Raw genomic sequence first — 24,665 nt, forward strand, 5'->3', positions numbered from 1 at the left:
TATTTTCATTTGATCCAGCGTGTCATATGCGCCATTGTTTCTGTATAGCTCTCCTTTTTTCTCAATAATCCCATTTCCTCTGCTTCCAAAAGGGGGAAAATCCTAAAATTACGCCTGTTGCTGCTAGTAGTAAAGGTAGGGGTAAACTGGAAGGAATCAATCGAGATCCTGGCAGCCTCAATTGTTTTTTCCTTACTAACCGTAACTGAAAGTATTCCTCCAATATCCTTAAAATCGTTGAATTGGCCAGATAAAAAATTCCCCAGCGAATAAACGGCAAGGCTGCGCCGATCACCATGTTCAATCCATTCTATCGGCTGCAAAACATGCGGGTGATGGCCGATGATGATATCAGCACCAGCCTCGGCCATCATTCTGGCCCAATTCTTCTGATCATCCGCAGGAAGTCTTTCATACTCGCTGCCCCAGTGTGTACTGACAACAACTGCATCCACTTTAGTCCTTGCCTCGCGTATATCCTTCAATGCCTTATCTATAGTAAAGAGATTTACCATATATGGTTTTCCAGCAGGCAGGGAATTTCCGTTTAAACCATAGGTGTATGAAAGGAAGCCAAAGGAAATCCCTTTTTTTGTGATGATTCTTAGTTTTCCACTGTCTTTTTTATCTTTATAGGCGCCTGTATATGGCATGTTGATATTTTCATAATGGGCAATGGCCCTTTGCAGTGCTTTTTCGCCATGATCCATGGAGTGGTTATTAGATATGGTAACAAGGTCCACTCCCATCCTTTTCAGTGTATCCGCTATTTCATAAGGGCTGTTGAATGAAGGATACGAGGAAAGGCCAAGTTCACTTCCTCCAATCATGGATTCCTGGTTTGCAATCAGCAAATCCGGATTCTGCATGTAGGATTTAACGCCTGAGAACATCTGGTCAAACTGGCACCGGTTGTGGCGGCAGGCATCCTCATACACCACATCATGGAGAAGAATGTCGCCGACAGCGCCGATCACCGCACTGGTTTTCGCTTTCTTGTTCGTAAGGCGGCTTTCCCTCATGTGAACCGAGGCTGTTTCCTTTTTACTTTCCCTGAAAGGCGTGCGGCGTTCTGCTGTATATAAAGCGGCAGCGAGGATCAAGGTAAGGACAGCAGTGACTGCTGCCCCTTGAATATATATTTTTTTCATCGGCGTTCTCCTGTTTTTCAGAGAATGTATTTTAATTATTATATGAAAAGACTAAGGAAATATATAGATGACATCCTATAATTTTCGTTTAAGCCAAGTGAGCATGCGTTTTCTACTCGCAAAAGGAACCTGGACAAAAACAGGACCAAACAAAAAAAACGGTGGAGCGGAGCATTGCATACATGCAGCTTTCGCCCCTGTTCCACAAAAAAACATGGATTCCCATTATAGGAACCCATGTTTTATTTACTCTTTGTCAGCCATTTCACTTTTGGTTCTGTGCCATTTTTGATCCTGACAAGATTCGCCCTGTGACGGTATATGATGAAAATCGTGAGCACCGATATGACGATGATGAGGGGGATATCCCAGATGACCAGGGTATAAATGAGAGCGCAGACTGCTGTTAATATAGAAGAAAGTGATACATATTTCGTTATGTAGAGGCAGATTAAGAATATTGCCAGCACTAGTATGAACATAATCGGAACATAGCCGAGAATCAAGCCGCCGGAGGTTGCTACAGCTTTGCCGCCTTTGAAGCCGGCAAACAGTGGATACATATGGCCGATTACGGCAAATACGCCGGCTAATAAAGGGTGGATATCCACGCCCAGTAAATGGGGAAGGACCACCGCAAGCGTTCCTTTGAATATATCCATCAGGGTCACTATGATGCCCGCCTTCTTGCCGAGGATCCTAAAGGTATTGGTGCCTCCCAGGTTGCCGCTGCCATGCTGCCTGATGTCCGTTTTATAAAAAAGCTTTCCTATGATCAAGCCTGAAGGGATCGATCCTATAAGATAAGCCAATGCCAAAACTACAATCGTCATTTCAGATTACCCTTTCTGCTATTTGTGTAATTTATTTTACCATGAGTTCAGTAAAAATCCATGATTTGTTTCACAATAAATTTTAGGCGGAGTTATGAGATTAGGCCGGGGATTTTCAGGGAATTACATAATGTTAGATGGACCAGCATTTATAAGGAGTGAATGAGCATGGAAAATCCTTCAAGGGAAGAAATCGGTAACATTTTAAAAAAGGCAAAGAGAATTGCCGTGATCGGGCTGTCAGAGAACCCGAATAAGACTTCGTATATGGTCTCGGAAGCCATGCAGAATGCAGGCTATGAGATTATACCTGTCAATCCGGAAGCGAAATCGCCGATTCTTGGTGTCCAGCCTGTCCGGTCCCTCAGTGAGATTGACGGCCATATAGATATTGTAAATGTCTTCAGGCGCTCGGAATTCCTGCTGGATGCAGCCAAAGAATTTGCAGAGGCTGAAGCGGACGTATTTTGGGCTCAGCTGGGGCTCTATAATGAAGAGGCTTACCAATTTCTAAAGGAAAAAGGGGCAGTTGTCATAATGGACAGATGCATCAAAGTAGAACATGCAATGACCATGTAGTCCGCGGGCAGTATCCATAATAAGCAGAAAAGGGAGCATCTCTGGTGCTCCCTTTGTATTGGGATGAAAAAATGATATACTTACCGGGGTTAAGTACAAGGATAATATACAAGAGCAGGACAGCAGGCAGGATCATTACATAAAGGATTCTTTCTCATTAAATATTTAAGGGATATTGCTAATCAGCGGATAACAGCTAAAATAAAAGGGACAGGCTTTTATAAAGAGCCGTGAATTCAAGATCCGCATTCAATAGGAACATTTGTTCTTTCTTTGTGAATGGGCTATAATTAAGGTACCTGCTTAGGCGGAAGCTTTTAAATAAAGAAATAAGCTTCTTGCCCGTGAGAACGGCTTTTGCACGTATAGAAAGGGGATTTTAAGTGTCAAAGAATGTAAAACCAATAGAATACAACGATGATGCCATCCAGGTGCTGGAAGGGCTGGAGGCTGTAAGGAAGCGTCCCGGCATGTATATAGGCAGCACTGATTACCGGGGGCTTCATCACCTGGTTTATGAAATAGTCGATAATTCTGTGGATGAGGCGCTGGCTGGCTTTGGCAGCCACATTATTGTGAAGATCCACAAGGATAATTCTATATCGGTCGAGGATAAAGGCCGGGGCATGCCGGTTGGCATGCACAAGCTGGGTAAACCGACTCCTGAAATCATCCTTACCGTCCTGCATGCAGGAGGAAAATTCGGACAGGGCGGCTATAAGACGAGCGGAGGGCTGCATGGTGTCGGAGCCTCTGTGGTTAATGCCCTCTCTGAATGGCTTACTGTCACGATCAAGAGGGATGGATTTGTTTACCAGCAGCGCTTCGTTAACGGCGGCAAGCCGGAGACGACCCTTGAGAAAATTGGAAAGACCAACCAGACCGGCACAACCATCTTCTTTAAGCCCGACTCCTCCATATTCTCTACAACCGTCTTCAATTATGAAACATTATGCGAAAGACTCAGGGAATCCGCTTTCCTTCTTAAAGGAATGAAAATTGAAATCATTGATGACAGGGACCGCCTGAGGGAAGTGTTTCAGTATGAAACTGGAATAGAGGCATTTGTCGAATATATTAATGAGGAAAAGGATCCTCTTCACAAAGTAGTGAGCTTTGAAGGAGAACAGAACAGCATCGAGGTGGATTTTGCGTTTCAATTCAATGACGGATATTCCGAATCCATCCTGAGCTTTGTCAACAATGTCAGAACGAAGGATGGCGGTACCCATGAAATAGGGGCAAAGACCGCAATGACGCGTGTGTTCAATGAATATGCCAGGAAATCCGGCCTCTTGAAGGAAAAGGATAAAAACCTTGAAGGCTCAGACATTCGGGAAGGCCTGTCTGCCATTGTTTCGGTAAGGATCCCGGAAGAACTGCTTCAATTCGAAGGACAGACCAAAAGTAAGCTTGGGACCAGTGAAGCACGCTCAAGTGTAGATGCCATGGTTTCTGAGCATCTTGCTTACTTCCTTGCGGAGAATCCGGACATCAGTTCCCTGCTCATCAAAAAGTCAATCAAGGCTTATCAGGCAAGGGAAGCCGCCAGAAAGGCCAGGGAGGAAGCACGGAGCGGGAAAAAGCGGAAAAAGTCCGATGCAATGCTGTCAGGGAAGCTGACTCCTGCCCAGTCCAGGAATCCGGCCAGAAACGAAATATATCTGGTGGAAGGGGATTCTGCCGGAGGTTCCGCCAAGCAGGGGCGTGACCGTAAGTTCCAGGCAGTCCTGCCGCTTCGGGGCAAGGTAATCAACACAGAAAAGGCTAAGCTTGCAGATATATTCAAAAATGAGGAAATCAATACGATCATCCACGCCATTGGCGGGGGAGTCGGACCTGATTTCAGCGTCGAAGACATTAACTATGACAAAGTGGTGATCATGACGGATGCAGATACGGACGGTGCACATATCCAGGTTCTTCTGTTAACCTTCTTCTACCGCTATATGAAACAGCTGATTGAGCATGGGAAGGTCTATATCGCGCTGCCTCCGCTTTATAAGGTATCAAAAGGATCCGGAAAGAAGGAAATCATTGAATACGCCTGGAGCGATGAGGAATTGCAGGGTGCCATGAAAAAGGTAGGCAGGGGCTATATCATCCAGCGCTATAAAGGACTTGGCGAGATGAATGCCGATCAGCTCTGGGAGACCACCATGAATCCAGAAACACGGACACTCATCAGGGTCAAAATCGATGATATCGCACGCGCTGAGCGAAGGGTGACCACCCTAATGGGGGATAAGGTCGAACCCCGCAGGAAATGGATAGAATCCAACGTAGCCTTCAGCCTTGAAGATGAGACGAATATACTTGAAAACGAAAATATCCACGTGGAAGAGGAGGTCGAGTAAAGATGTCATCAGTAGAAAAATTTCGTGACCTCCCGCTTGAAGATGTAATTGGAGACCGGTTTGGACGCTATAGTAAATACATTATTCAGGACCGTGCACTTCCTGATGCCAGGGATGGATTGAAGCCGGTACAGCGGAGAATCCTGTTCGCAATGCATGAGGAAGGCAATACCCATGAAAAAGGCTTCAGGAAATCAGCCAAGACGGTGGGAAATGTTATCGGTAATTATCACCCCCACGGTGACAGCTCCGTTTATGAAGCCATGGTAAGGATGAGCCAGGACTGGAAACTCAGGAAGCTGCTCATAGAAATGCACGGAAACAACGGGAGCCTTGACGGCGATCCGCCGGCTGCCATGCGTTATACGGAGGCTAGGATTTCGGCCATTGCCGGGGAACTGCTCCGCGATATTGATAAAAAGACCGTCGATTTCATTCCCAACTTTGATGATACGGCGAAGGAACCGGTGGTCCTGCCGGCAACTTATCCCAATCTGCTGGTAAATGGATCTACCGGCATCTCCGCAGGTTATGCCACAGAAATTCCGCCGCATCAGCTTGGGGAAGTGATTGACGCAGCCATCATGCGGATCGATCACCCCGAGAGCACCGTCGAGGAATTAATGACGGTCATAAAAGGACCGGATTTCCCTACTGGGGGAATCATCCAGGGAAAAGACGGCATCAAAAAAGCCTACGAGACCGGAAAAGGGAAAATCATCATCCGCGGCCAGGCTGAAATTGAAAGTGTCCGCGGAGGCAAGCAGCAGATTGTGGTGACTGAGATTCCGTTTGAAGTGAACAAGGCGAATCTTGTCCGCAAGATTGATGAATTCAGGCTGGACCGGAAAGTGGAAGGCATTTCCGAGGTGCGGGACGAAACAGACAGAACCGGTCTCCGGATTGTCATAGAGCTGAAAAAGGAAGCGGATGCAGACGGAGTTCTGAAATATCTTTATAAGAATTCCGACCTTCAGGTGACTTACAACCTGAATATGGTCGCCATCCACAAGAAACGGCCGACCCTGATGGGTCTGCCCCAGCTGCTCGATGCATATATCGATCACCGGAAGGAAGTAATCGTCAACCGTTCCAAATTTGACCTTGCCAAGGCACAGGACAGGGAGCATATCGTACAGGGGCTTATGAGGGCGCTGTCCATCCTGGACGAAGTCATCGCTGCCATCCGTGCCTCCAAAGATAAGAAAGATGCCAAGGAGAACCTGATGGCAGCTTTTGGCTTCACGGAGCCCCAGGCAGAAGCGATCGTCTCCCTCCAGCTTTACCGGTTGACCAATACAGACATCACAGCCCTCCAGCAGGAGGCAGACGAGCTCGAAAAGAAGATCAAGGAATTAAGGGCGATCCTTGAGAACGAGAAAAAGCTTTTCTCTGTTATCAAAAAGGAACTGAAGGAAGTTCATAAGAAATATAATGATACTAGAAGAAGCAAAATTGAAGATGAAATCGAAGAAATCAAGATCAATCTTGAAGTCCTTGTGGCGAGCGAGGATGTAATGGTTACGATTACCAAGGAAGGCTATATCAAAAGGACCAGCCTGCGCTCTTATTCAGCATCAGGCGGCCAGGATTACGGCATGAAAGATGCGGACAGGCTGCTGTGCCAATTTGAAATGAATACAACAGATGTACTTCTGGTATTCACCAACAAAGGAAGTTATTTGTATTGTCCCGTCCACCAGCTTCCGGATATCCGCTGGAAGGATGTCGGCCAGCATATTGCCAGCCTGGTTCCGATAAGCCGGGACGAACAGATTGTAAAAGCCATTCCGATCAAGGACTTCGACCAGCCGCAGCATCTTTTGTTCTTTACGAAAAATGGAATGGCAAAGAAAACAGAACTTGCCTTATATAAAGCCCAGCGCTACTCAAAGCCTCTTGTAGCCATCAATCTTAAGGGCGAGGATGAAGTCGTGGATATTCACCTGACAGCCGGGCACAGTGATGTGTTCCTTGCCACCCATTACGGGTATGCTCTTTGGTTCGGGGAAGATGAAGTCAGTCCGGTGGGAGCCCGCGCCGCAGGTGTTAAGGGAATCAGCCTGAAGGAAGGGGATTTCGTTACATCAGCCATCCTGTTAAGCGGGGATAACATGGAAAGTATCGTTATAGCGACCCAGAGGGGAGCTGTTAAGCGTATGAAGCTCAAGGAGTTTGAAAGGTCCTCCCGGGCAAAGCGGGGTCTTGTCATGCTCAGGGAGCTCAAATCCCATCCTCACCGGGTTGTCGGAGCAATACCGGCTGTCAATCAAACTGTTCTAGTGCTCCTCACACAGAAGGGGCAGATTGAAAAAACGCCAGTGTCCTCCATTCGATTCAGTGACCGCTATACCAATGGATCATTTTTAGTGGATGAAGCCGAAAATGGAAAAGTCATTGAAATATGGGCAGAAGCTGCAGCCGAAAATCCAGAATCTTAAAAGTAAAACCCGGCGGCTGCCGGGTTTTTTCTTTTGAGGGGCTATTCAGCGGAACGTATAAAAAAAATACCTAACGCTTTCAACCTTGCCATACTTTACAATTGTTACCGACAATCGTGACATTAATTATTGTGGCAACAGGATACAACCGGAGTAGGTGAAAACGGTAATTAGCATGAAGGTAATACATTCAAAGGGATGTGCGGCAACCCAGTTTTTCGTGTTAACTTAGGAACAAAGAAATTAGATTGGATTGGAATCCATAAGAATGAAACTCTCATTCAGGGGATTGCTATATCCTTGATACTAAGATTATCCTTGATTTTTTAGATAACAAATATTTTTAACTAGTAGGTAATTATATATGAACCTGCGGATGGGATCGATTGCGTTCCGGCCATTATCAAGGCAATACTTATCCTTGAGCTCTTCGTAAACAAAGGTAAATTCGACCAGATCATTAATCTGGCGCAGCATACTATCCTTTGGCACGATAAGGTCAATGAGGCCCATATAAGAACTTAGTTTGATTGATTGTTGCATTGTCATCATTGGAACCACCCATTTCGAATGGATTTCCTTTATTATAAAATAAAAACCGTCCGAATCCCTTAAAAAAATCAGGTATTTGTACGGCTTGTAGTTTGTCTAAAATATAGATTCAGCAGCACTAGGTTGATTGGAACGGAAGGTGCGGAGACTCCTGCGGGATTAGCGGGACAGGTGAGACCCCGCAGGCGCTTTAGCGCTGAGGAGGCTCACCGCACGCCCCGCGGAAAGCGAAGCACCTGGAGTGGAGATCAACCGTCCCATTCAACAAAGCTTACTTTAAAGACTTTTTCAGTCGCCTCCTATTGGATAAGGGGTTTTTGAGAATCCACGGTATTTTTAAAATCTTCTACTAGTCTATTTAATTTATGTTGACTTAAAACACTAGCTTATGATAATCGAGTAAAAACTGGAATAGTAACAAACAGAAAGAAAACACATTAAATCCACTTAGCAAACCATGCCACATAGTATGCAGCAGGGATAAATAGAAGCTGGGCAACTATGGTGCCGACAAGTTTTGAACTGATCATAGTTAGAGAGTAACTTTTTAAGTAAATGTATTGCGTCTGTTTTTTCATTACACGATCCGCCAATACCGAAGCTTTTGGATCAATAAACAGTGTCAATAATATAGTCGCTATCCCATTGATTATACCCGATGACATTAATGCGGCCTGGGCATAATCTTCAGGAACAATCATGGATGCATAAATGGAAGCAAGCATTCAATTATAAGAGTTTAAGTAAAATCCTGAACTGTTTCCGGATGCCGAGATGGTCCTATTTGAAGGGGATTACTGATGAACGAAAAGGGAAATGACCGATCCCCTGTGGTCTGAAAGCTGGATAATGGCTCTCGAAAATAGATTTATGAAAGTGGGAAATAGAAAGATCCCAAGCAGCACACCTACAGAGGTTACGCCGATTAAAATTCTGTATTGTTCCTCAATATACTCCAATCTGTGCAAACGAGGAGCCTCTGCTATTAATTTTGCTGTCAGCGGCTGCTGAATCATGGTGGAAAATCTCGAAACAATCACCAGGGTACTAAACAGAGATAAGGCGGTTGCAATCAATTTAACTCTTGCTCCTGAAATCCTTGTTGAATACGCCAGTGTCTCAATCATTGTTATAATCATTAAAAAGAGGGATATAATGATAACCTTTCCTGTGATAAGTTCCATGTGAAAAACTCCTTAAAACAAAGATAATTTTATTATAACCAGGAAAATCGCTTGTGGCATAATTTAGAAGATTCCTTTTTAAGGATACTCGATAGAAACCAACAATCTTTTAAAATAGAACCTATTTTTATAAATTGCCTTTAAGCTAAAAAGTCGATTTGTTCAGCATGAAGTTCTACAATAACCTATAACAAGCCTTTTAGTCAGGCCGCATATAATGAAATACATATAGTCAAGAGTGTTTAGGGGGGATTAACATGCATTCAGCAAATGAACTGCTCCATTTTCAAAATCATATAGGAGCGGGGAAACCAAACAGCATGAGAGACCGGACGGCCGCCTGTCCGTTTTGTGACCGGAAGTCACTGACCGGCATCCTGGATGAGTGCGGCCCCATTCTACATATTGAGAATAAATACCCCACACTCCTGGAAACAACCCAGACACTCATCATCGAAACAGATGACTGTGAAGGGAACCTTTCCAATTACAATGAGGAACATCTGTATTCCCTTATTGATTTTACACTGAGAAAGTGGGAAGAGATGATTGCCGCTGGAGAGCATGAGTCGGTCATTCTTTATAAAAACCATGGGCCTTTATCAGGGGGCACCATCCATCATTCCCATATGCAGATTGTGGGTCTCAAAAAGGCGGATTATATGAAAAGAATTGTTCCTGAATATTTTTCCGGCCCCTGCGCTGCTAGTGGTGAAGATGTGGATTTGATTATATCCGACCACCCGATCATGGGCTTTACGGAACTGAATATCATTCTAAAGGACCGGCTTGCAGTAAAGAAGTTTGCAAGGTATATCCAAATCGCGGCCCACTTTATACTGAACCATTTTCATAGAGGCTGCAGCAGCTTCAATCTATTTTTTTACAAGCTGGACGGGAATATAATCTGCAAGGCAGTTCCAAGGTTTGTAGATTCCCCGCTGTTCATCGGCTACTCCCTGTCCCAGGTTTCAAACAATCTTGAGGAGACTGCGAACAGACTTCAAAATCTTTATTCATTATGATTCAAGCAGAAATTAAGCCTGTCCCTGGTCACCCGGGATAGGCTTTTATCATATGATGAAAGCAAAAGGATCCTGAAGAGAAAGGACAACCGCGATGTTTAAAAATAAGCCTGAAAAGATTATCACAACATTCATGCCGATGGCCTCTGAGTTTACTCCTGTGGACAAAAGAAAATATACGATGGTCCATTCCGGCCGGACCCAGAACATAATGATTACGATCGGGTCTCAGTACGATGAAAGCATCATCAACAATCGGCTCAGGGACGAAGTGAGAGCAGAATGGATTCCTCAATTGGGACAATATGTACTTGCCGGGAGGGTATATGCCGGTGGGCATGAATTCAGTGAAGAAGAGGCGGGGCAGCGATTCAAAATGTTTGAAGAGGAAATGGAGCATTCCCTTAGAGCCCTCGTCAGCTCGGACCGCTCTTTCCTCTCTAACTTCCCGTGGCTGCTGGACTGCCCGATTTATATGCAGTTTGAATCCGCCTATGAAGAGTACAATAAGATGTTTTATTTTGGGACGCCAAGACAATATCTCCCGGGAATCCCGATTTCCAAGGCCTGAATCAGTTTTTATCATAAAAGGGCAGCTCATGGGCGGGAGACTGCCTTTTTATTTCGAAATTGACAGATAAGGGGAAATTATCTAAAATTTAAGAGTAGTTCGTAAACAGAAAGGAGCTGAAGGCCACGGAATTGAAGGACAGAATTATAGAGACATCCTTGCGGCTCTTTGAGGAATACGGCTTTCACGGTGTATCTGTCAGCCAGATAGTGGCTGAGAGCGGAACATCAAAAGGCGGTTTTTATCATCATTTTCAATCCAAGGATGAACTGCTCTATATGATCCATGATTATTTTATTTCCTATGTCCTGGATAAAGCCAGGAAAGCCCATACATCCAGTCATAGCCCCGCTGAAAAAATGCAGAAGATCATCCAGTCTTTTGCCCGAGTCTTTCATCTTTATAAACCTCACATCTCAGTATTCTATCAAGAGAGCACTTATCTAAAACCCGAATATACGGAAGAAATCAAAAAGAAGCGCGACTCATACAAACAGCTTATTTTCCAAGTCATCGAGGAAGGCAGGGAGTCAGGAGAGTTCCGCAGGGAAATATCCGTGGAGATTACCGGAATGACAATCCTCGGAATGGTCAACTGGACCTATAAGTGGTATCAGCCCCAGGGAGAAAAATCGATTGAAGAAATCGCCGATATGTTTGTTGATTTTGTTCTGAACAGCCTGCTGACGGAAGATGCCAAATCAAAGCCTGAATATCAGAAATACCTGCTTGCTTATTCTACGTAAAAAGTTAAGCGCTTTCATTTTGTCGAGGACAGACCAACCAGTCGGTCTTATTATTACCACATACAGGGAGGCAGAATTATGGAGTTTTCATTATCGAAGGAACAGCAGATGATCAAGGAAATGGTGCGAGATTTCGCAGAAAGGGAAATCAAGCCGATCGCATTTGAATTGGACCGGGACTCCCGATTCCCCGAAGAAGTGTTCAAAAAAATAGGGGAACTGGGCTTATTGGGCATCCCCTTCCCGGAGGAATATGGAGGTTCCGGCGGAGATACGATTTCTTACGCCATCGCGGTGGAGGAAATCGGGAAAGCTTGCGGCGGCACCGGACTCAGCTATGCAGCGGCTGTTTCCCTTGGATCAAGCCCTATCTATTATTTCGGAACCGAAGAGCAGAAGCAAAAATTCCTGGTCCCCCTTGTAAAGGGTGAAGCGCTCGCTTCCTTTGGCCTGACTGAACCAAATGCCGGTTCAGATGCCGGCGGGACGAGGACCCGTGCAGTACTCGAAGGAGACGAATATGTGATCAATGGTGAAAAATGCTGGATCACAAATGCCGGGTATGCAGAAACCCTCACCGTGACTGCAGTATCCGGAAAGGATGCCAATGGCAGGAATATCATTTCCGCATTCCTGGTGCCTGCTGACACAAAAGGCCTGACCATCACCAGTGACTACGACAAAATGGGGGTTCGGGCATCCAATACCTCCCAGATTGTGCTTGAGGACGTCAGGGTTCCAAAAGAAAATATACTGGGAGATCCTGAAAAAGGATTCAAGCAATTCCTGTATACCCTTGATGGCGGCAGGATTTCGATTGCAGCATTGGCAGTCGGCCTTGCACAGGCAGCATTTGAAAAGGCCCTTCAATATTCAAAGGAACGGATGCAGTTCGGCAAGCCGATATCCAGCTTCCAGGCGATCGGCTTTAAGCTTGCCGATATGGCCATGGAAATTGAGCTGGCTCGGAATATGGTCTATAAGGCTGCCTGGCTTAAGGACAATAAAAAGCCATTTACAAAAGAATCCGCATACGCCAAGCTGTTTGCCACAGAGATGGCATTCCGGACATGCAACCAGGCCATCCAGATTCATGGAGGCTACGGATATATGAAGGAATATGAAGTAGAACGTTATTTAAGGGATGCCAAGCTGCTTGAGATCGGGGAAGGCACTTCCGAAATCCAGAGATTGGTCATTTCAAGACAGCTGGGCTGCTGATTTTCTAAAGGCATTTTACATCATTGATCCCTGCACACTGAATGGAATCCTGTCTAAAAAGAAGGGAGATAATCGTGTGGCCGAATCATTGAAACTGTCTGTAGGAAAATTATTGGAGGAAACGGCAGCAAGGTATCCTGACAGTGATGCTGTCGTATACCGGGACCGGGGCCTTAGGTATACCTATTCGGAATTTGACCAGGTTTGCCGGGATACAGCAAGAGGGCTTATGGGACTGGGGATTGATAAGGGAGATCATATCGCGATCTGGGCCTCGAATACCCCAGAATGGCTGATCACCCAGTTTGCTACAGGGAAAATGGGCGGCGTCCTTGTAACTGTGAATACCAATTACCAGGCTCATGAACTGGAGTACCTGCTGCGGCAGTCAGACTCAAGCACCCTCATCCTGATGGAAAACTTTAAGGGACATTCTTATATAAATACTTTATATGAAATCGTACCGGAGCTTAAGACCTCGGAACCTGGCAAGCTCGAGTCAAAAAAGCTTCCATTGCTTAAAAATGTCATAGTAATGGGAAATAATTCCTACCCTGGAACCTACAGCTGGGATGAATGTGTGGCGGCGAAGGAGAATGTGTCTGAGGAAGCGCTTGATGAAAAAATGGCTTCCCTTCACTGGGATGAAGTTATCAATATGCAATATACCTCCGGCACAACAGGATTCCCGAAGGGTGTGATGCTAACCCATTCGAATGTAGTCAATAACGGCTATAACATTGCTAAGTGCATGGAGCTCGGGAGCGAAGACAGACTTTGCATCCCTGTTCCATTTTTTCACTGCTTTGGCTGTGTCCTTGGAACGATGGCATGTGTCTCTGTCGGTGCAGCCATGGTTCCGGTACAGGAATTCAGTCCGCGAACGGTCCTCGAGACAGTAGAAGCGGAAAAATGCACCGCCCTCCACGGCGTTCCGACGATGTTCATCACGGAGCTCAGCCTTGAGGACTTTGATTCCTACGATCTTACTACACTGAGGACCGGCATCATGGCAGGTTCCAACTGCCCGATGGAAGTGATGAAGGCTGTAGTGGAAAAGATGGGAGCAAAGGAGATTACGATAGCCTATGGACAGACCGAGTCATCACCTGTCATCACACAGACCAGGACAGATGATCCCATTGAACTCAGGGTGTCTTCGACTGGCAGGGCTCTTCCGGATGTAGAAGTGAAAATCGTAAAACCGGGTACAAGTGAAGAACTTCCAAGGGGAATCCAGGGAGAGCTTTGCACACGCGGCTATCATGTGATGAAGGGGTATTACAAAGACCCCGATGCCACAAGGGACGCTATTGATGATGAAGGCTGGCTGCATACCGGGGATCTTGCCGTCATGGACGAAAATGGCTACTGCCGCATAACCGGGAGGCTGAAGGACATGATCATCCGCGGCGGAGAGAACATCTACCCTCGGGAGATTGAAGAATTTCTCTATACACACCCTAAAGTCCTTGATGTCCAGGTGATAGGCGTCCCTGATGAAACATACGGGGAAGAAGTCATGGCCTGGGTGATCCCTAGAGAAGGGGAAGACTTGGATGCAGCAGAAATCAAAGCTTTCTGCGAAGGGAAAATTTCCAGGCATAAAATACCCAGGTATGTTGAATTCACAAGGGAATATCCTATGACGGCGTCAGGGAAAATCCAAAAGTTCAAGCTGAAGGAACTGTCGCTTAGTGTTATCAATGTCAGCTCATAAGGGAGGCGTTATATTTTGTTCAAAAAAATATTAGTTGCCAATAGAGGGGAAATTGCGTCAAGGGTTATACGGACCTGCAAAAAGATGAATATCAGGACCGTGGCTGTATATTCGGAGGCTGACAAAGAGGCACCGTTTGTCACAGAAGCCGATGAAGCAGTGCTGCTTGGCGGCCCTCGGGTACAGGAAAGCTACCTGAATACAGAAAAGATCCTGGAAATTGCCAGGGAAACGAAGGCCGAGGCCATTCATCCCGGTTATGGATTTGTGAGTGAAAATGCCGATTTTGCCCGGAAATGTGAGGAATCGGGATTAACTTTTATCGGACCGGATCCTGAAATCATTTCGCTTATGGGCAATAAGGTCGAATCGAGGATCGCCATGGAAGCTGCCGGCCTGCCGCTTGTTCCAGGAATCTCAAGGCCGCTTATCGACGTGGAGGAAGCCGCCGAGCTTGCCGGTCAGTTCGGATATCCGGTAATGCTAAAGGCTTCGGCAGGAGGCGGAGGCATTGGCATGCATGCCTGTTATAGCGAAGCTGAATTGCGCAAAGCCTATGAAGGAAATCAAAAAAGGGCGCAGATGTTCTTTGGCAACGGAGACATGTTCCTTGAGAAGCTGATTGAAAAGCCGCGTCATATCGAAGTCCAGATCCTCGCTGACAGATATGGCAGCACCGTGTATCTATGGGAGCGGGAGTGCTCCATTCAGCGGAGGCATCAAAAGGTCATCGAGGAAGCTCCTTCTGCCTTCCTGAATCAGGCAGACAGGGAGGCGATGGGAATGGCAGCAAGCACAGCCGCCAAATCTATCGGCTATAAAAATGCCGGGACGATTGAATTTCTGGTCGATTCACATAAAAATTACTATTTCCTTGAAATGAATACAAGGCTGCAGGTGGAGCATCCCGTCACAGAGGAAATTACCGGCCTTGATCTGGTTGAGGAACAAATCAGGATTGCATATGGTGAGAAGCTCCGCTTTGCACAGGAGGATATCACGCTGTCCGGTCATTCCATTGAGGCAAGGATTTATGCGGAAGACCCGAAAACCATGTATCCATCACCAGGGAAGATCACATCCCTTGAGCTTCCGGAAGGGGAAGGAATCCGGCATGAACTGGGGGTTTCCGGCACTTCCACCGTATCGCCGTTCTATGACCCAATGATCGCAAAGCTCATCGTTAACGGCAGTACGAGAGAAGAGGCAGCCAGCCGGCTGAAGGAAGCACTTGCGGCTTATAAAGTGGAAGGTATCAAGACCAATATACCGCTGCTTTCTGAAATTGCAGCACATGAAGCATACCTGGCCGGTGACACAACAACCGATTTTATCCCGGTCCATATTTTAAACAACAAAGTATCATCCTAGGAGGATAACAAAATGGCAGAAATCAAATCAAATATGGCAGGAAGCGTATGGAAAATACTAGTTTCAGAGGGAGAGGCCGTAACAGAAGGACAGGACATCATCATCCTCGAATCCATGAAAATGGAAATCCCCATTTCTGCGGAGCAGTCCGGAACCATTTCCGGCCTGAATGTGAGCGAAGGCGACTTTGTCAATGACGGGGATGTGCTGGCAACATTGGAATAAGAGAGGGGGCGTTTTTGATGAAATGGCCTGATAAGGTCCTCATTAAGGAGGTCGGACCGAGGGACGGACTTCAGAACGAAAAAACAATAATCGATTCAGAGACAAAGATCCGGTGGATTGACGCTCTCTCTGAAAGCGGTCTTTCTTATATTGAAGTCACATCCTTTGTCAACCCGAAATGGGTGCCCCAGCTCTCAGATGCCCTTGAAGTAGCAAAGGGCATAAAACGGGTGCCGGGTGTGACTTATTCAGCCCTGGTCCCTAACCTGAAGGGTCTTCAGGGGGCGGTCGAAGCGCAGCTGGACGAAGCGGCGGTATTCATGTCAGCCTCAGAAACTCACAATCTGAAAAACATCAATAAATCCATCAGAGATACATACAAAAGCCTGGGGGAAACAGCAAGAGAAGCATTGGCGGGTGGCCTGAAGGTACGAGGTTACCTCTCGACAGTATTCGGCTGTCCGTATGAAGGTTCCGTATCCATTGATCAAGTTCTTCGTACTGCAGAAAAGCTGTTTGAAATGGGTGTGTATGAGCTGTCTCTCGGAGATACGATTGGTGTGGCCAACCCTAAGCAGGTAGAACAAGTGCTTCAAAGACTTATAGATGAATTCGGGAGGGAGCGGCTCGCCCTTCATTTCCATGATACAAGGGGGATGGCTCTTGCAAATGTCCTGAAGGCGCTTGAAATGGGTTTTACCTCATTTGATTCGTCGCTCGGTGGATTGGGAGGCTGTCCTTATGCACCCGGTGCTTCCGGTAATGTGGCAACTGATGACCTCGTTCATATGCTTGAAAAGATGGGCATTGAAACAGGAATCAGGGAGGATAAACTGCTGGAAGCTGCCCGCATGCTCCAGGAGAAGCTTAGCGTTCCCCTCCCGAGCCATGGAATGGCAGTGTTCAACGCTGCAAGAAAGTGAAGCATCTTACAAGCGGAGGTGAAAAAGCATGGAAACCATCAAGCTTGAAATACAGAATCATATAGCTGTCATCCTGCTAAACAGGCCGGATGCGGCAAACGCCCTGTCCATTCGTTTATTGAACGAACTGGGAGAAATTATAGAAGAAGTCCGTAACAGGAGTGATATAAGAGCAGTCATCCTGACCGGCGCCGGCGGGAAAGCATTTTGTGCTGGTGCGGACTTGAAGGAGCGGGCCGGCATGTCTCTATCTGAAGTGCAGAAGACGTTAGCCCTTATTGGCAGCACGGTCACGAAACTTGCCAGCCTTCCACAGCCGGTGATTGCTGCCGTGAATGGCGCCTGCTTTGGCGGCGGTCTCGAGCTTGCGCTTGCCTGTGATATCCGGATCGCTTCAAAGACAGCAAGGCTTGGGCTGACTGAAACATCACTCGGCATCATTCCGGGAGCCGGAGGGACACAGCGTCTTCCTCGTTTGATCGGCATCAGCATGGCAAAGGAACTGATTTATACTGCCAGGAGATTGAATGCAGAGGAAGCCCTTTCTGCCGGAATTCTATCAAGGGTTGTAGATGGCACTGGTTTAGTAAATCATGCCATGGACATCGCGAAGGAAATAGCAGCCAATGCGCCCATCGCCGTCCGGGCCGCCAAGGCGGCTATCGACCAGGGAAGCGGAGTCAGCCTTCATGCTGGACTTCAAATTGAAGAACTCTGCTACAGCAGGACACTGGCAACTAAAGACCGACTGGAAGGACTTGCTGCTTTCAAGGAAAAGAGACGGCCCCAATATAGAGGGGAATAATCGTTACGGAGGTACCTATGACTATACAAGAAAAGCTATTAGAAACAGTAGAGAAAATCGGGAAGGGCGGAGCCGAGAAATATCACCAGGCAAATGCAGGTAAAGGCAAGCTCTTTGTACGCGACCGCCTTAAACTCCTATTTGATGAAGGTCTTCAATTCGAGGATGCCTTCTTTGCAAACTGCGCAGCAGAAGGACTGCCGGCTGACGGAGTGGTCACCGGGATAGGCAGGATAAACGGCCAGAAAGTGTGTGTAATGGCCAACGACTCCACAGTAAAAGCCGGGTCATGGGGGGCAAGGACGGTTGAAAAAATCATCCGCATTCAGGAAACGGCAGAAAAGCTGAATATCCCTATGCTGTATCTGGTTGATTCCGCAGGTGCACGGATTACGGATCAGGTGGAGATGTTCCCGGGGAGAAGAGGAGCCGGCAGGATTTTTTATAATCAGGTCAAGTTATCGGGAAGAGTACCGCAGATCTGCCTCCTGTTCGGTCCTTCTGCAGCCGGAGGAGCTTATATCCCTGCATTTTGCGATATCGTGGTGATGGTAGAAGGAAATGCTTCCATGTACCTGGGCTCTCCAAGGATGGCAGAAATGGTGATCGGGGAGAAAGTTACAGAAGAGCAGATGGGCGGAGCCCGCATGCACTGCTCCCAGTCAGGATGCGGGGATGTATTGGCCCATTCAGAGGAGGAAGCCATCCAATTTGCAAGGGGCTATCTCTCCTATTTTCCTGCAAACTACACGCTTAAAACGGCAGAGCTTGAGGCAAAAGCGCCAAGAGGAGATGTAAAGAGCATTTCCGAACTTCTTCCGCAAAATCAGAATGCCCCCTTCCAGATGTATGATTTGATTGATAACCTGATCGACGAAGGTTCTTTCTGTGAAATCAAAAAGCTGTTTGCTCCGGAGCTTATTACCGGCCTTGGCAGGATGGATGGAAAGCCTGTCGGCATCATTGCCAATCAGCCGAGAGTGAAGGGCGGCGTATTGTTCCCGGATTCAGCTGACAAGGCTGCCAAGTTTATTAATCTGTGCGACTCATTCAACATACCCCTGCTTTTTTTGGCAGATATCCCCGGCTTCATGATCGGGACCAAAGTCGAACAGGCGGGGATCATCCGCCATGGAGCCAAAATGATTTCTGCGATGTGCGAAGCTACCGTACCTAAAATCTCGGTGGTAGTCAGGAAGGCATATGGAGCCGGGTTATACGCCATGGCAGGTCCTGCCTTCGAGCCGGACTGCTGTCTGGCCCTACCGACTGCGTCCATTGCGGTAATGGGCCCGGAGGCTGCAGTCAATGCGGTTTATGCAAAGAAAATCCAGGCACTTCCGCCGGAAGAGCGGGCATCCTTCATTGAATTAAAGCGAGAAGAATACAAGCAGGACATCGACATCTACCGGCTTGCATCCGAGATGGTCATCGACGATATCGTCCAGCCGGACAGCCTGCGCGAAGAATTGATCAAGCGTTTCGAAGCCTACTCCATAAAAGAACTTAGTTTCACAAGAAGAAAGCATGGAGTCTATCCAGTATAAGAAGAATGAGGGGATGTCCCGGGAGCCGGGACATCTTCTATTTTTCTGTTTACTAGCGCAGTTGGCTCATATAAACTCGCCGTATTCAATAAGCAGCACAGAAAAGCCCGGGGATATTCCCGGGCTTTTCTGTGCTGCTTAGGCGGTTCTTCTTTAGAATGTGTTTCACTCACCCTTTATCAAAAACTTTTATGAGAGCAACAAATGAATATAAAAAGGACATGGATATCTTAGGTCCGTTCTTATACCAACGATGCTATATCGGAGAGCAACAAATTATATCCTCTAAAGAACTTTATGAGATGTATTCAGACTGGTGTTACCAAAATGGGAAATTTGCTTTGAAGAATCGAGCATTTTACCGGGCGCTGGAAACGCAGGGTTTTAAATAGGAATGTGGCGCGGCAAAAAGTTTTATGTCCATGGAGTTACTTTACAGGAGCGAAAAGTTAGCCATATTCAAGAAAAGTTACAGAGTTTAGACGAAAATCAGGCTGATTCTTCAAAAAGTAACTTTTTTAAAATCACATAAAAGCCTTATCTATCAATGTTTTTAGTTACCATTTTAGTTACTTTAGTTACTTTTGTTACTTAAAATATATAAACAAAAAAATAAATATATATATAAGTCTATTAGTAACGCTTAATACCAAAATGGGTAACTTTTAGTAACTAAATGGGACAAACCCTTGGAGCTGTAAGGGTCAAAGACGATTCAAAAAGTAACTTTTTGATAAAGATAGTTATTTTTAAGTAACTCAGGTGGTGATTCCGTGCAAGTGTTAATGATTCTAAGCCAAATTTGGAAGTCTGGTGCAAATATATATCTGGATAAAAAAGATGACCGAATCGCAATAGATAATCAGAAGCTGATCTCGGCTGAAGTGATGCAGGCTGCCGAACAAAATTTTCAAGGAATTGATGAGTGGTTTAAATCTTGGAAGGATGCCAGCGCGGAGAAGATCACCATTATGAAAATGGTCCATCATATGTGCGGCTGGCAGCACAATGACAAGTTGGATAAATGGTTGTGCGCTGATGATGACTCTCTAATGTGACTGGATGAATGGATGATCGTCCTGGCCAAGAATGGCTGGAAAGATTTATGAAGAGCATCATAAATTTGAGAATGATGAATCGAATGTGATGGCGCACAAATTGTTTTCGTATGCAAAGGAAGGAGAAGCTGGATGATTCATTATAGCTACACAGACTCTGATTAAACAAGATACTTAAAACCCTCACAATCGTAATCGACACTCGTGAGAATGTAAATGGTTATATTTTTAAACTACATACACCAGAAGGATGTACCATTCATAAATTCAAAACTGGATACAGGAGATTATGGCTGCATGATTCCTAAGAATCAGGAGCTGGGTATTGCTCGAGATATTTACTTGAATAGCCGGGTGGTACGGAAGGCTCACATCGATGAGATCACAGGGAATCTTCTTCAAAAAGATACGGCCACAGCATTTGAAAATGAATTTAATTCGGTCCAATGATATTCCCTTCACTCTGATTGTGAAGACCTCCACGGATACGAAAAGATGCTGAAGGGTGATTTCCGGTCTAAATACAATCCATTGGCACTGCTTGGCCGACTCGATACCTTTAAAGCTAAATATAATTTCGAAATCGTGTATTTAGACCAAAAATTCAGTTGCAATTGGATATACCACCATTTTTATTATCAGGCGAAACATTATCTTAGGACGGGTGCTTTTTAAAATAACTGATACAAAAAGAGCCACCTTTAAGCAGCACTAAATTAAAAGAAAATGGCAATGATAACAAAAACAATACTTGCAATGGATGTTAAGAAGTTAATAATTCCCCAAAAATGTGGTGTATAGGTATCGTGTCTAAAATTGTAGAGTATACCGAAAGACCAGAAATTTAAAACTCCGAAAATTATAGAAACTAAAATTAAAGAAGAATCGGCTATGTAAAAATTATAAATTGCAACTGCCCAAAGAATTACCCAAATAAGTCCAAACATTTAAACACCCTCCTTTCCAGATTTAATAATGCCTTGGATATTATAAGTCATTGTGGAAAACAATTTTATAAAAAAATTATGGAAATTATTCAGAAGGAGAAAAATGGTGTAAGGGAGAGACCCTATGAAGCCCAATTGTAATTGCTGAGTTTACGAAAGTTATAGACTTACAGGATTCTAAGGGGTCTCTCAAATACGGAAAAACCATAGATGATGCCTTACACACGGATTGGAACTGGCCGCTGATGGCCCTAAAAGAAGCCGCGGACCTACAGAAGTATCTGGTAAAGGAAATCGTCAGGCTCAAGCAAGAGAATCAGCAGCTGGTACAAGAGAACGAGCAGATCATCCAGATCAACCAGTACCTTTATGAGAAATATGAATTAGAAGGGAGTAAAAGCAATGGGGATTCTTTACGACTCTGCGATGATGACCTGGGAAATGAAGAAGGGAAGCCTAGTCAGCAAGCTGAGGCAGATGAGGTGAGGGATTGTATAGTTGACCCATACTGTTCCATATGTATTTTGTTCTAAATATGAAACTTTTCTGAAAATTTTAACGTATAACTATTAAACAAAAGGAGGGGTTTATGTGAAAAAAACAATATTGTGGTCATTTATTACAGCTATAATTATCGGAGTAGTTGTCTGGGTTGCTAGTAATGTCATACCTTTCACATACAGTGAATGGAGTTTTTTCATTGGTCTTGGTCTTACAATTATAATATTCTTTTTTAATAGTAGTGGTGGGTATTTTTCAAAAGGGGCTACGCTTGAGGCAAGTCAATCATCTTGGCAGGTTCAGAAGGATAACAATGAATTAAAGGCTAACGTAGGTGGCGTGTTTTATGGTTCGGTTCTTTATACAGTTGTTAATTTAATCTTAATGACTATTATGTATATTTGATAATGAACAGTTCGGTTATACCCCCATCACATAAATCCGAACTTTTTTTCAGTCCGTGGCACCGGGGAGGGGCTCGATTGTCCAAAATTATCTAGCTTGCGTACAAGTAAGGAGGAAGGTGCCCATGAATACCCAGGATATTGAGCAAAAAACATGATGAATTGATTGCTGCTGAGATTGAGAAGTGAAATTCTACACTGAATAGATGCCGGCAAACAAGAAGCAGGAAGCAAAAAACTTCCTGGCGAAAAATTTAAGAGATGAAGATTTTTCATACGCCAAGCAAATAGAGTATATGGATAAACTCATCTTGGATTTTATGAAGAATGGTATGCACATCAATGAAGTGCTTAACATGCCGTATCACTTTGTCGTTGAAGTCCTTAGGGAAAGAAATAACCACAGAAAAAGAAATCTTTAATATCAGCATTCGGTGGTTAAGGATTTTTATTTTCGAGTAGGTTTAGCTGATTTTTTGTTAAACTAAAGCAAGGTTTATTTGGTTAGCTTGAGTATGTACAACTCATATAATAAAGAAAGCAGGTGATTTTTTAAGGTGAAATTTGAATATAGATTGTGTGGTCTAGGGTGGGCTGAGGGATACATCGAAATTAATTCATTGACGGTAGATTTCACCGTAAGTTATTTCTCAGACGGATTAGGTGAGTTCTTGAATTCATTAATGGTATTAAATCCGTTTTGTGTTCCTGATGATGAGGTTAAATCAGAAACTATATGCAGTTGGTATGTCGAACCCTCTGGAACAGAATTGATCTTTAAACGAAACAACGATATGTTGAATATAAAGGTAATAACCTATGAAGATATGGACTTTCAAATTAATAAAAAATTGCAGATTGAAGCATTTGTTGCATATGATGAATTCTTGTTAAATGTTATTAAGCAAGCAGATTTGTTATTAAAAAAGCATGGTATTATTGGATATAAAGAGGCATGGTATGAGCATGACTTTCCAATTACCAGTTTTTTAAAGTTAAAGAACTATTTGTTGCATAAAAAGAAATATCCTATAGATACCTTCATAGAAAAAGGCTGTGAACTGGAGAAAAGCAACCTAAACAAGGATGTTTATCTATTATTAAATTGTATTTAGCAGGAAGACCATCAAATGTAATGGTCTTCTTTTTTTTTTTAGTTTCCAAGTAAGGAGGTCAACATTGGCAGAAAAGATAGAAGGTTTAGCAATAGGGCTGGATGTAGACCATCTGGCGCTCGACTGGGGCCTGACTGGCTTGAAAGACCGGCTATAAACTGTAAACAGTGAAATGAAGACGAATTTTATCTTCTAATACAACAGGATGGTCCAAGAGTACGGAGAAGGTTTTAAACAGGCAAGGGAAAAATCATCAGGTGGCATCTTTAAACAGCCTGGAGAGAAACATCAAGCAAACTTCCCAGGAGCAGACATTATGAGCTGCCGCACGAAGAACCGCACGAACTTGAAGAACAGCTTGAACCTGAACAGGAGTGGCCGTTAGAGCTGCAGGAGCTGCATGAACCGCCGCCGTCGTGGTCACTATGGCCATGGCTGCCTTCTCCAGCATATCCACCGGAGCAGGAAGACCAGCCGGAACAGAAGGATTTTTCATCCTTGACCTTTTTTTGATACTGGAGGCCATAATAAGAGGCGAATAAAGCAGGCGCAGGGCCTTCAAAAGATTTTGTGAGGTCAATGGCGGGTGCACCGCTTCTCCTGATGTTCCTTACATCTTCCTTAAGTTTGGCTGACAGGCGTTCCGCCGAAAGTTTCGCTTCCTCGCTGACAGGATGGAGGTGTCTTGCCATGATGGTTCTTGAGGGAGAATGCTCGATTTCCTCCAGTTTTTCACGGCTGATAGTGCGTCTGAAAAAAGGGCCGAGAATCTTGGAAGAACTCGGCAGGACTTCAAACATGCAGGAGTATATCAAGTCAAACCACGCCCTGCTGTCCATACGCTCCTCCAGGACAGATTCGGTCCACTCTTGTTCCGGGTTCGGTTCATGATGGAGGTATTCTCCCAGGTATGCAAGAGAAAACTCCTGGTAGTCCTTTGTGAACATCAGCATACCATGCCAGATTTCATCCACTTTGTCACTATACATCGGTACATTTTTCAGCATCGCAGCCATCACAAAGAACCGCTTCAATTCAAATTCATGCCACGGGTATTCATCTTCAGAGAGTCTGCCTTCCTTTATGACCCGGAGCTTGACTGCCTCGGAGTAATGGGGATTCCATGCATCTTCCAGCTTCCCGATCAGCCCCTCAAGGCCAAGCCCCGGCCTTGCCCCAAGCATATCCGGCAGCTCATTACGGAATCTGTAAGGTTTGCCGGGGAAGGGTGTCCCTTTCAGCAGCCTTGAGAAAAAATTAGAGAACATATTTTATGTCCCCTCGCTTCCTTTTTGTTTTCTTACAAATTTCTACAAATCCCTCACGAAATTCCTTCTTTTTGGAATAAATTTTTCCATTATGAAGAAATTAAAGAAAAACTGGTAGAGG

23 protein-coding genes and 3 pseudogenes are annotated in these 24,665 nt (G+C 45.1%); 20 read left to right on the forward strand and 6 right to left on the reverse strand.

Going from position 1 to position 24,665, the window contains the following annotated elements:
* Nucleotides 1-5: 5 nt before the first annotated feature.
* Nucleotides 6-1,151, reverse strand: a complete 1,146-nt coding sequence (locus V1501_RS10540) for a CapA family protein (RefSeq protein WP_409293119.1) — start codon at nucleotides 1,149-1,151, stop codon at nucleotides 6-8.
* A 242-nt stretch (nucleotides 1,152-1,393) separates the two neighbouring features.
* Nucleotides 1,394-1,984 (reverse strand): glycerol-3-phosphate 1-O-acyltransferase PlsY, encoded by a 591-nt coding sequence (gene plsY, locus V1501_RS10545; protein ID WP_409293120.1) that lies wholly within the window; start codon nucleotides 1,982-1,984, stop codon nucleotides 1,394-1,396.
* 162 nt (nucleotides 1,985-2,146) lie between these two features.
* Between plsY and V1501_RS10550 the strand changes: the two genes are divergently transcribed.
* The 3 genes from V1501_RS10550 to parC all read left to right on the forward strand — a co-directional run bounded on the left by V1501_RS10550 (nucleotide 2,147) and on the right by parC (nucleotide 7,361).
* The gene (locus V1501_RS10550) at nucleotides 2,147-2,563 is read left to right on the forward strand and encodes a CoA-binding protein (RefSeq protein ID WP_409293121.1); all 417 of its coding nucleotides are present in this window, start codon (nucleotides 2,147-2,149) and stop codon (nucleotides 2,561-2,563) included.
* 383 nt (nucleotides 2,564-2,946) lie between these two features.
* On the forward strand, nucleotides 2,947-4,920 hold the full coding sequence (gene parE / locus V1501_RS10555) for a DNA topoisomerase IV subunit B (protein WP_409293122.1): 1,974 nt from the start codon (nucleotides 2,947-2,949) through the stop codon (nucleotides 4,918-4,920).
* 2 nt (nucleotides 4,921-4,922) lie between these two features.
* Nucleotides 4,923-7,361 carry a DNA topoisomerase IV subunit A gene (parC, locus tag V1501_RS10560; protein ID WP_409293123.1) on the forward strand — a complete coding sequence of 813 codons (2,439 nt, stop codon included), beginning with the start codon at nucleotides 4,923-4,925 and terminating at the stop codon, nucleotides 7,359-7,361.
* A gap of 336 nt (nucleotides 7,362-7,697) precedes the next feature.
* Here the strand turns inward: parC and V1501_RS10565 are convergent.
* Both V1501_RS10565 and V1501_RS10570 read right to left on the reverse strand, forming a co-directional pair.
* Nucleotides 7,698-7,913: pseudogene (locus tag V1501_RS10565) on the reverse strand (IS5/IS1182 family transposase); the annotation flags it as partial.
* Between the two features lie 437 nt (nucleotides 7,914-8,350).
* Nucleotides 8,351-9,097 (reverse strand): annotated as a pseudogene (locus tag V1501_RS10570) (lipid II flippase family protein).
* A 257-nt stretch (nucleotides 9,098-9,354) separates the two neighbouring features.
* Here V1501_RS10570 and V1501_RS10575 point away from each other — a divergent pair.
* From V1501_RS10575 to V1501_RS10635, 13 genes and pseudogenes are all read left to right on the forward strand, one after another.
* Nucleotides 9,355-10,122: a DUF4931 domain-containing protein gene (locus tag V1501_RS10575; RefSeq protein WP_409293124.1), complete on the forward strand. Its 768-nt coding sequence runs from the start codon at nucleotides 9,355-9,357 to the stop codon at nucleotides 10,120-10,122.
* 94 nt (nucleotides 10,123-10,216) lie between these two features.
* The gene (locus tag V1501_RS10580) at nucleotides 10,217-10,693 is read left to right on the forward strand and encodes a staygreen family protein (RefSeq protein WP_409293125.1); all 477 of its coding nucleotides are present in this window, start codon (nucleotides 10,217-10,219) and stop codon (nucleotides 10,691-10,693) included.
* A gap of 116 nt (nucleotides 10,694-10,809) precedes the next feature.
* On the forward strand, nucleotides 10,810-11,439 hold the full coding sequence (locus V1501_RS10585; protein ID WP_409293317.1) for a TetR/AcrR family transcriptional regulator: 630 nt from the start codon (nucleotides 10,810-10,812) through the stop codon (nucleotides 11,437-11,439).
* Nucleotides 11,440-11,517: 78 nt separating this feature from the next.
* Nucleotides 11,518-12,660, forward strand: coding sequence for an acyl-CoA dehydrogenase (locus V1501_RS10590; RefSeq protein WP_409293126.1), 1,143 nt, complete (start codon nucleotides 11,518-11,520; stop codon nucleotides 12,658-12,660).
* A gap of 76 nt (nucleotides 12,661-12,736) precedes the next feature.
* Nucleotides 12,737-14,380 carry an AMP-binding protein gene (locus V1501_RS10595; RefSeq protein WP_409293318.1) on the forward strand — a complete coding sequence of 548 codons (1,644 nt, stop codon included), beginning with the start codon at nucleotides 12,737-12,739 and terminating at the stop codon, nucleotides 14,378-14,380.
* A gap of 15 nt (nucleotides 14,381-14,395) precedes the next feature.
* Nucleotides 14,396-15,751, forward strand: coding sequence for an acetyl-CoA carboxylase biotin carboxylase subunit (locus V1501_RS10600; RefSeq protein ID WP_409293127.1), 1,356 nt, complete (start codon nucleotides 14,396-14,398; stop codon nucleotides 15,749-15,751).
* A gap of 12 nt (nucleotides 15,752-15,763) precedes the next feature.
* Nucleotides 15,764-15,976 (forward strand): acetyl-CoA carboxylase biotin carboxyl carrier protein subunit, encoded by a 213-nt coding sequence (locus V1501_RS10605; protein ID WP_409293128.1) that lies wholly within the window; start codon nucleotides 15,764-15,766, stop codon nucleotides 15,974-15,976.
* 17 nt (nucleotides 15,977-15,993) lie between these two features.
* Nucleotides 15,994-16,899 (forward strand): hydroxymethylglutaryl-CoA lyase, encoded by a 906-nt coding sequence (locus V1501_RS10610; RefSeq protein WP_409293130.1) that lies wholly within the window; start codon nucleotides 15,994-15,996, stop codon nucleotides 16,897-16,899.
* Nucleotides 16,900-16,927: 28 nt separating this feature from the next.
* Entirely contained in the window at nucleotides 16,928-17,704 is a 777-nt protein-coding gene (locus V1501_RS10615) for an enoyl-CoA hydratase (RefSeq protein ID WP_409293132.1), read from the forward strand.
* A gap of 17 nt (nucleotides 17,705-17,721) precedes the next feature.
* On the forward strand, nucleotides 17,722-19,251 hold the full coding sequence (locus V1501_RS10620) for an acyl-CoA carboxylase subunit beta (RefSeq protein ID WP_409293134.1): 1,530 nt from the start codon (nucleotides 17,722-17,724) through the stop codon (nucleotides 19,249-19,251).
* A 221-nt stretch (nucleotides 19,252-19,472) separates the two neighbouring features.
* The gene (locus V1501_RS10625) at nucleotides 19,473-19,643 is read left to right on the forward strand and encodes a primase-like DNA-binding domain-containing protein (protein ID WP_409293319.1); all 171 of its coding nucleotides are present in this window, start codon (nucleotides 19,473-19,475) and stop codon (nucleotides 19,641-19,643) included.
* A gap of 381 nt (nucleotides 19,644-20,024) precedes the next feature.
* Nucleotides 20,025-20,309: a hypothetical protein gene (locus V1501_RS10630; protein WP_409293135.1), complete on the forward strand. Its 285-nt coding sequence runs from the start codon at nucleotides 20,025-20,027 to the stop codon at nucleotides 20,307-20,309.
* A 132-nt stretch (nucleotides 20,310-20,441) separates the two neighbouring features.
* Nucleotides 20,442-20,984, forward strand: a pseudogene (locus V1501_RS10635) (ERCC4 domain-containing protein).
* Between the two features lie 41 nt (nucleotides 20,985-21,025).
* On the opposite strand, the gene V1501_RS10640 reads toward V1501_RS10635, so the two are convergent.
* Complete coding sequence (locus tag V1501_RS10640) at nucleotides 21,026-21,256, reverse strand: hypothetical protein (RefSeq protein WP_409293137.1); 231 nt, start codon at nucleotides 21,254-21,256, stop codon at nucleotides 21,026-21,028.
* Between the two features lie 245 nt (nucleotides 21,257-21,501).
* Between V1501_RS10640 and V1501_RS10645 the strand changes: the two genes are divergently transcribed.
* The 4 genes from V1501_RS10645 to V1501_RS10660 all read left to right on the forward strand — a co-directional run bounded on the left by V1501_RS10645 (nucleotide 21,502) and on the right by V1501_RS10660 (nucleotide 23,276).
* Nucleotides 21,502-21,789, forward strand: coding sequence for a hypothetical protein (locus tag V1501_RS10645; RefSeq protein WP_409293139.1), 288 nt, complete (start codon nucleotides 21,502-21,504; stop codon nucleotides 21,787-21,789).
* A gap of 58 nt (nucleotides 21,790-21,847) precedes the next feature.
* Nucleotides 21,848-22,162, forward strand: a complete 315-nt coding sequence (locus V1501_RS10650) for a hypothetical protein (protein ID WP_409293141.1) — start codon at nucleotides 21,848-21,850, stop codon at nucleotides 22,160-22,162.
* Nucleotides 22,163-22,481: 319 nt separating this feature from the next.
* Complete coding sequence (gene gpGT, locus V1501_RS10655; protein ID WP_409293321.1) at nucleotides 22,482-22,583, forward strand: phage tail assembly chaperone GT; 102 nt, start codon at nucleotides 22,482-22,484, stop codon at nucleotides 22,581-22,583.
* Nucleotides 22,584-22,718: 135 nt separating this feature from the next.
* On the forward strand, nucleotides 22,719-23,276 hold the full coding sequence (locus tag V1501_RS10660) for a hypothetical protein (RefSeq protein ID WP_409293143.1): 558 nt from the start codon (nucleotides 22,719-22,721) through the stop codon (nucleotides 23,274-23,276).
* 314 nt (nucleotides 23,277-23,590) lie between these two features.
* Here the strand turns inward: V1501_RS10660 and V1501_RS10665 are convergent, their stop codons facing one another.
* Complete coding sequence (locus tag V1501_RS10665) at nucleotides 23,591-24,544, reverse strand: hypothetical protein (RefSeq protein ID WP_409293145.1); 954 nt, start codon at nucleotides 24,542-24,544, stop codon at nucleotides 23,591-23,593.
* Nucleotides 24,545-24,665 lie beyond the last annotated feature (121 nt).

The organism is Paraperibacillus esterisolvens (assembly GCF_046237625.1).
Classification (GTDB): Bacteria; Bacillota; Bacilli; order Bacillales; family DSM-1321; genus Paraperibacillus; species Paraperibacillus esterisolvens.

What these genes read in the sequence shown, in the direction of transcription:
- V1501_RS10540 (WP_409293119.1), bottom strand. Translation starts at nt 1,151, where the DNA reads ATGAAAAAAATATATATTCAAGGGGCAGCAGTCACTGCTGTCCTTACC.
- plsY (WP_409293120.1), bottom strand. Translation starts at nt 1,984, where the DNA reads ATGACGATTGTAGTTTTGGCATTGGCTTATCTTATAGGATCGATCCCT.
- V1501_RS10550 (WP_409293121.1), top strand. Translation starts at nt 2,147, where the DNA reads ATGAGCATGGAAAATCCTTCAAGGGAAGAAATCGGTAACATTTTAAAA.
- parC (WP_409293123.1), top strand. Translation starts at nt 4,923, where the DNA reads ATGTCATCAGTAGAAAAATTTCGTGACCTCCCGCTTGAAGATGTAATT.
- V1501_RS10575 (WP_409293124.1), top strand. Translation starts at nt 9,355, where the DNA reads ATGCATTCAGCAAATGAACTGCTCCATTTTCAAAATCATATAGGAGCG.
- V1501_RS10580 (WP_409293125.1), top strand. Translation starts at nt 10,217, where the DNA reads ATGTTTAAAAATAAGCCTGAAAAGATTATCACAACATTCATGCCGATG.
- V1501_RS10590 (WP_409293126.1), top strand. Translation starts at nt 11,518, where the DNA reads ATGGAGTTTTCATTATCGAAGGAACAGCAGATGATCAAGGAAATGGTG.
- V1501_RS10605 (WP_409293128.1), top strand. Translation starts at nt 15,764, where the DNA reads ATGGCAGAAATCAAATCAAATATGGCAGGAAGCGTATGGAAAATACTA.
- V1501_RS10610 (WP_409293130.1), top strand. Translation starts at nt 15,994, where the DNA reads ATGAAATGGCCTGATAAGGTCCTCATTAAGGAGGTCGGACCGAGGGAC.
- V1501_RS10615 (WP_409293132.1), top strand. Translation starts at nt 16,928, where the DNA reads ATGGAAACCATCAAGCTTGAAATACAGAATCATATAGCTGTCATCCTG.
- V1501_RS10620 (WP_409293134.1), top strand. Translation starts at nt 17,722, where the DNA reads ATGACTATACAAGAAAAGCTATTAGAAACAGTAGAGAAAATCGGGAAG.
- V1501_RS10625 (WP_409293319.1), top strand. Translation starts at nt 19,473, where the DNA reads ATGGATATCTTAGGTCCGTTCTTATACCAACGATGCTATATCGGAGAG.
- V1501_RS10640 (WP_409293137.1), bottom strand. Translation starts at nt 21,256, where the DNA reads ATGTTTGGACTTATTTGGGTAATTCTTTGGGCAGTTGCAATTTATAAT.
- V1501_RS10645 (WP_409293139.1), top strand. Translation starts at nt 21,502, where the DNA reads ATGGCCCTAAAAGAAGCCGCGGACCTACAGAAGTATCTGGTAAAGGAA.
- gpGT (WP_409293321.1), top strand. Translation starts at nt 22,482, where the DNA reads ATGAAGAATGGTATGCACATCAATGAAGTGCTTAACATGCCGTATCAC.
- V1501_RS10665 (WP_409293145.1), bottom strand. Translation starts at nt 24,544, where the DNA reads ATGTTCTCTAATTTTTTCTCAAGGCTGCTGAAAGGGACACCCTTCCCC.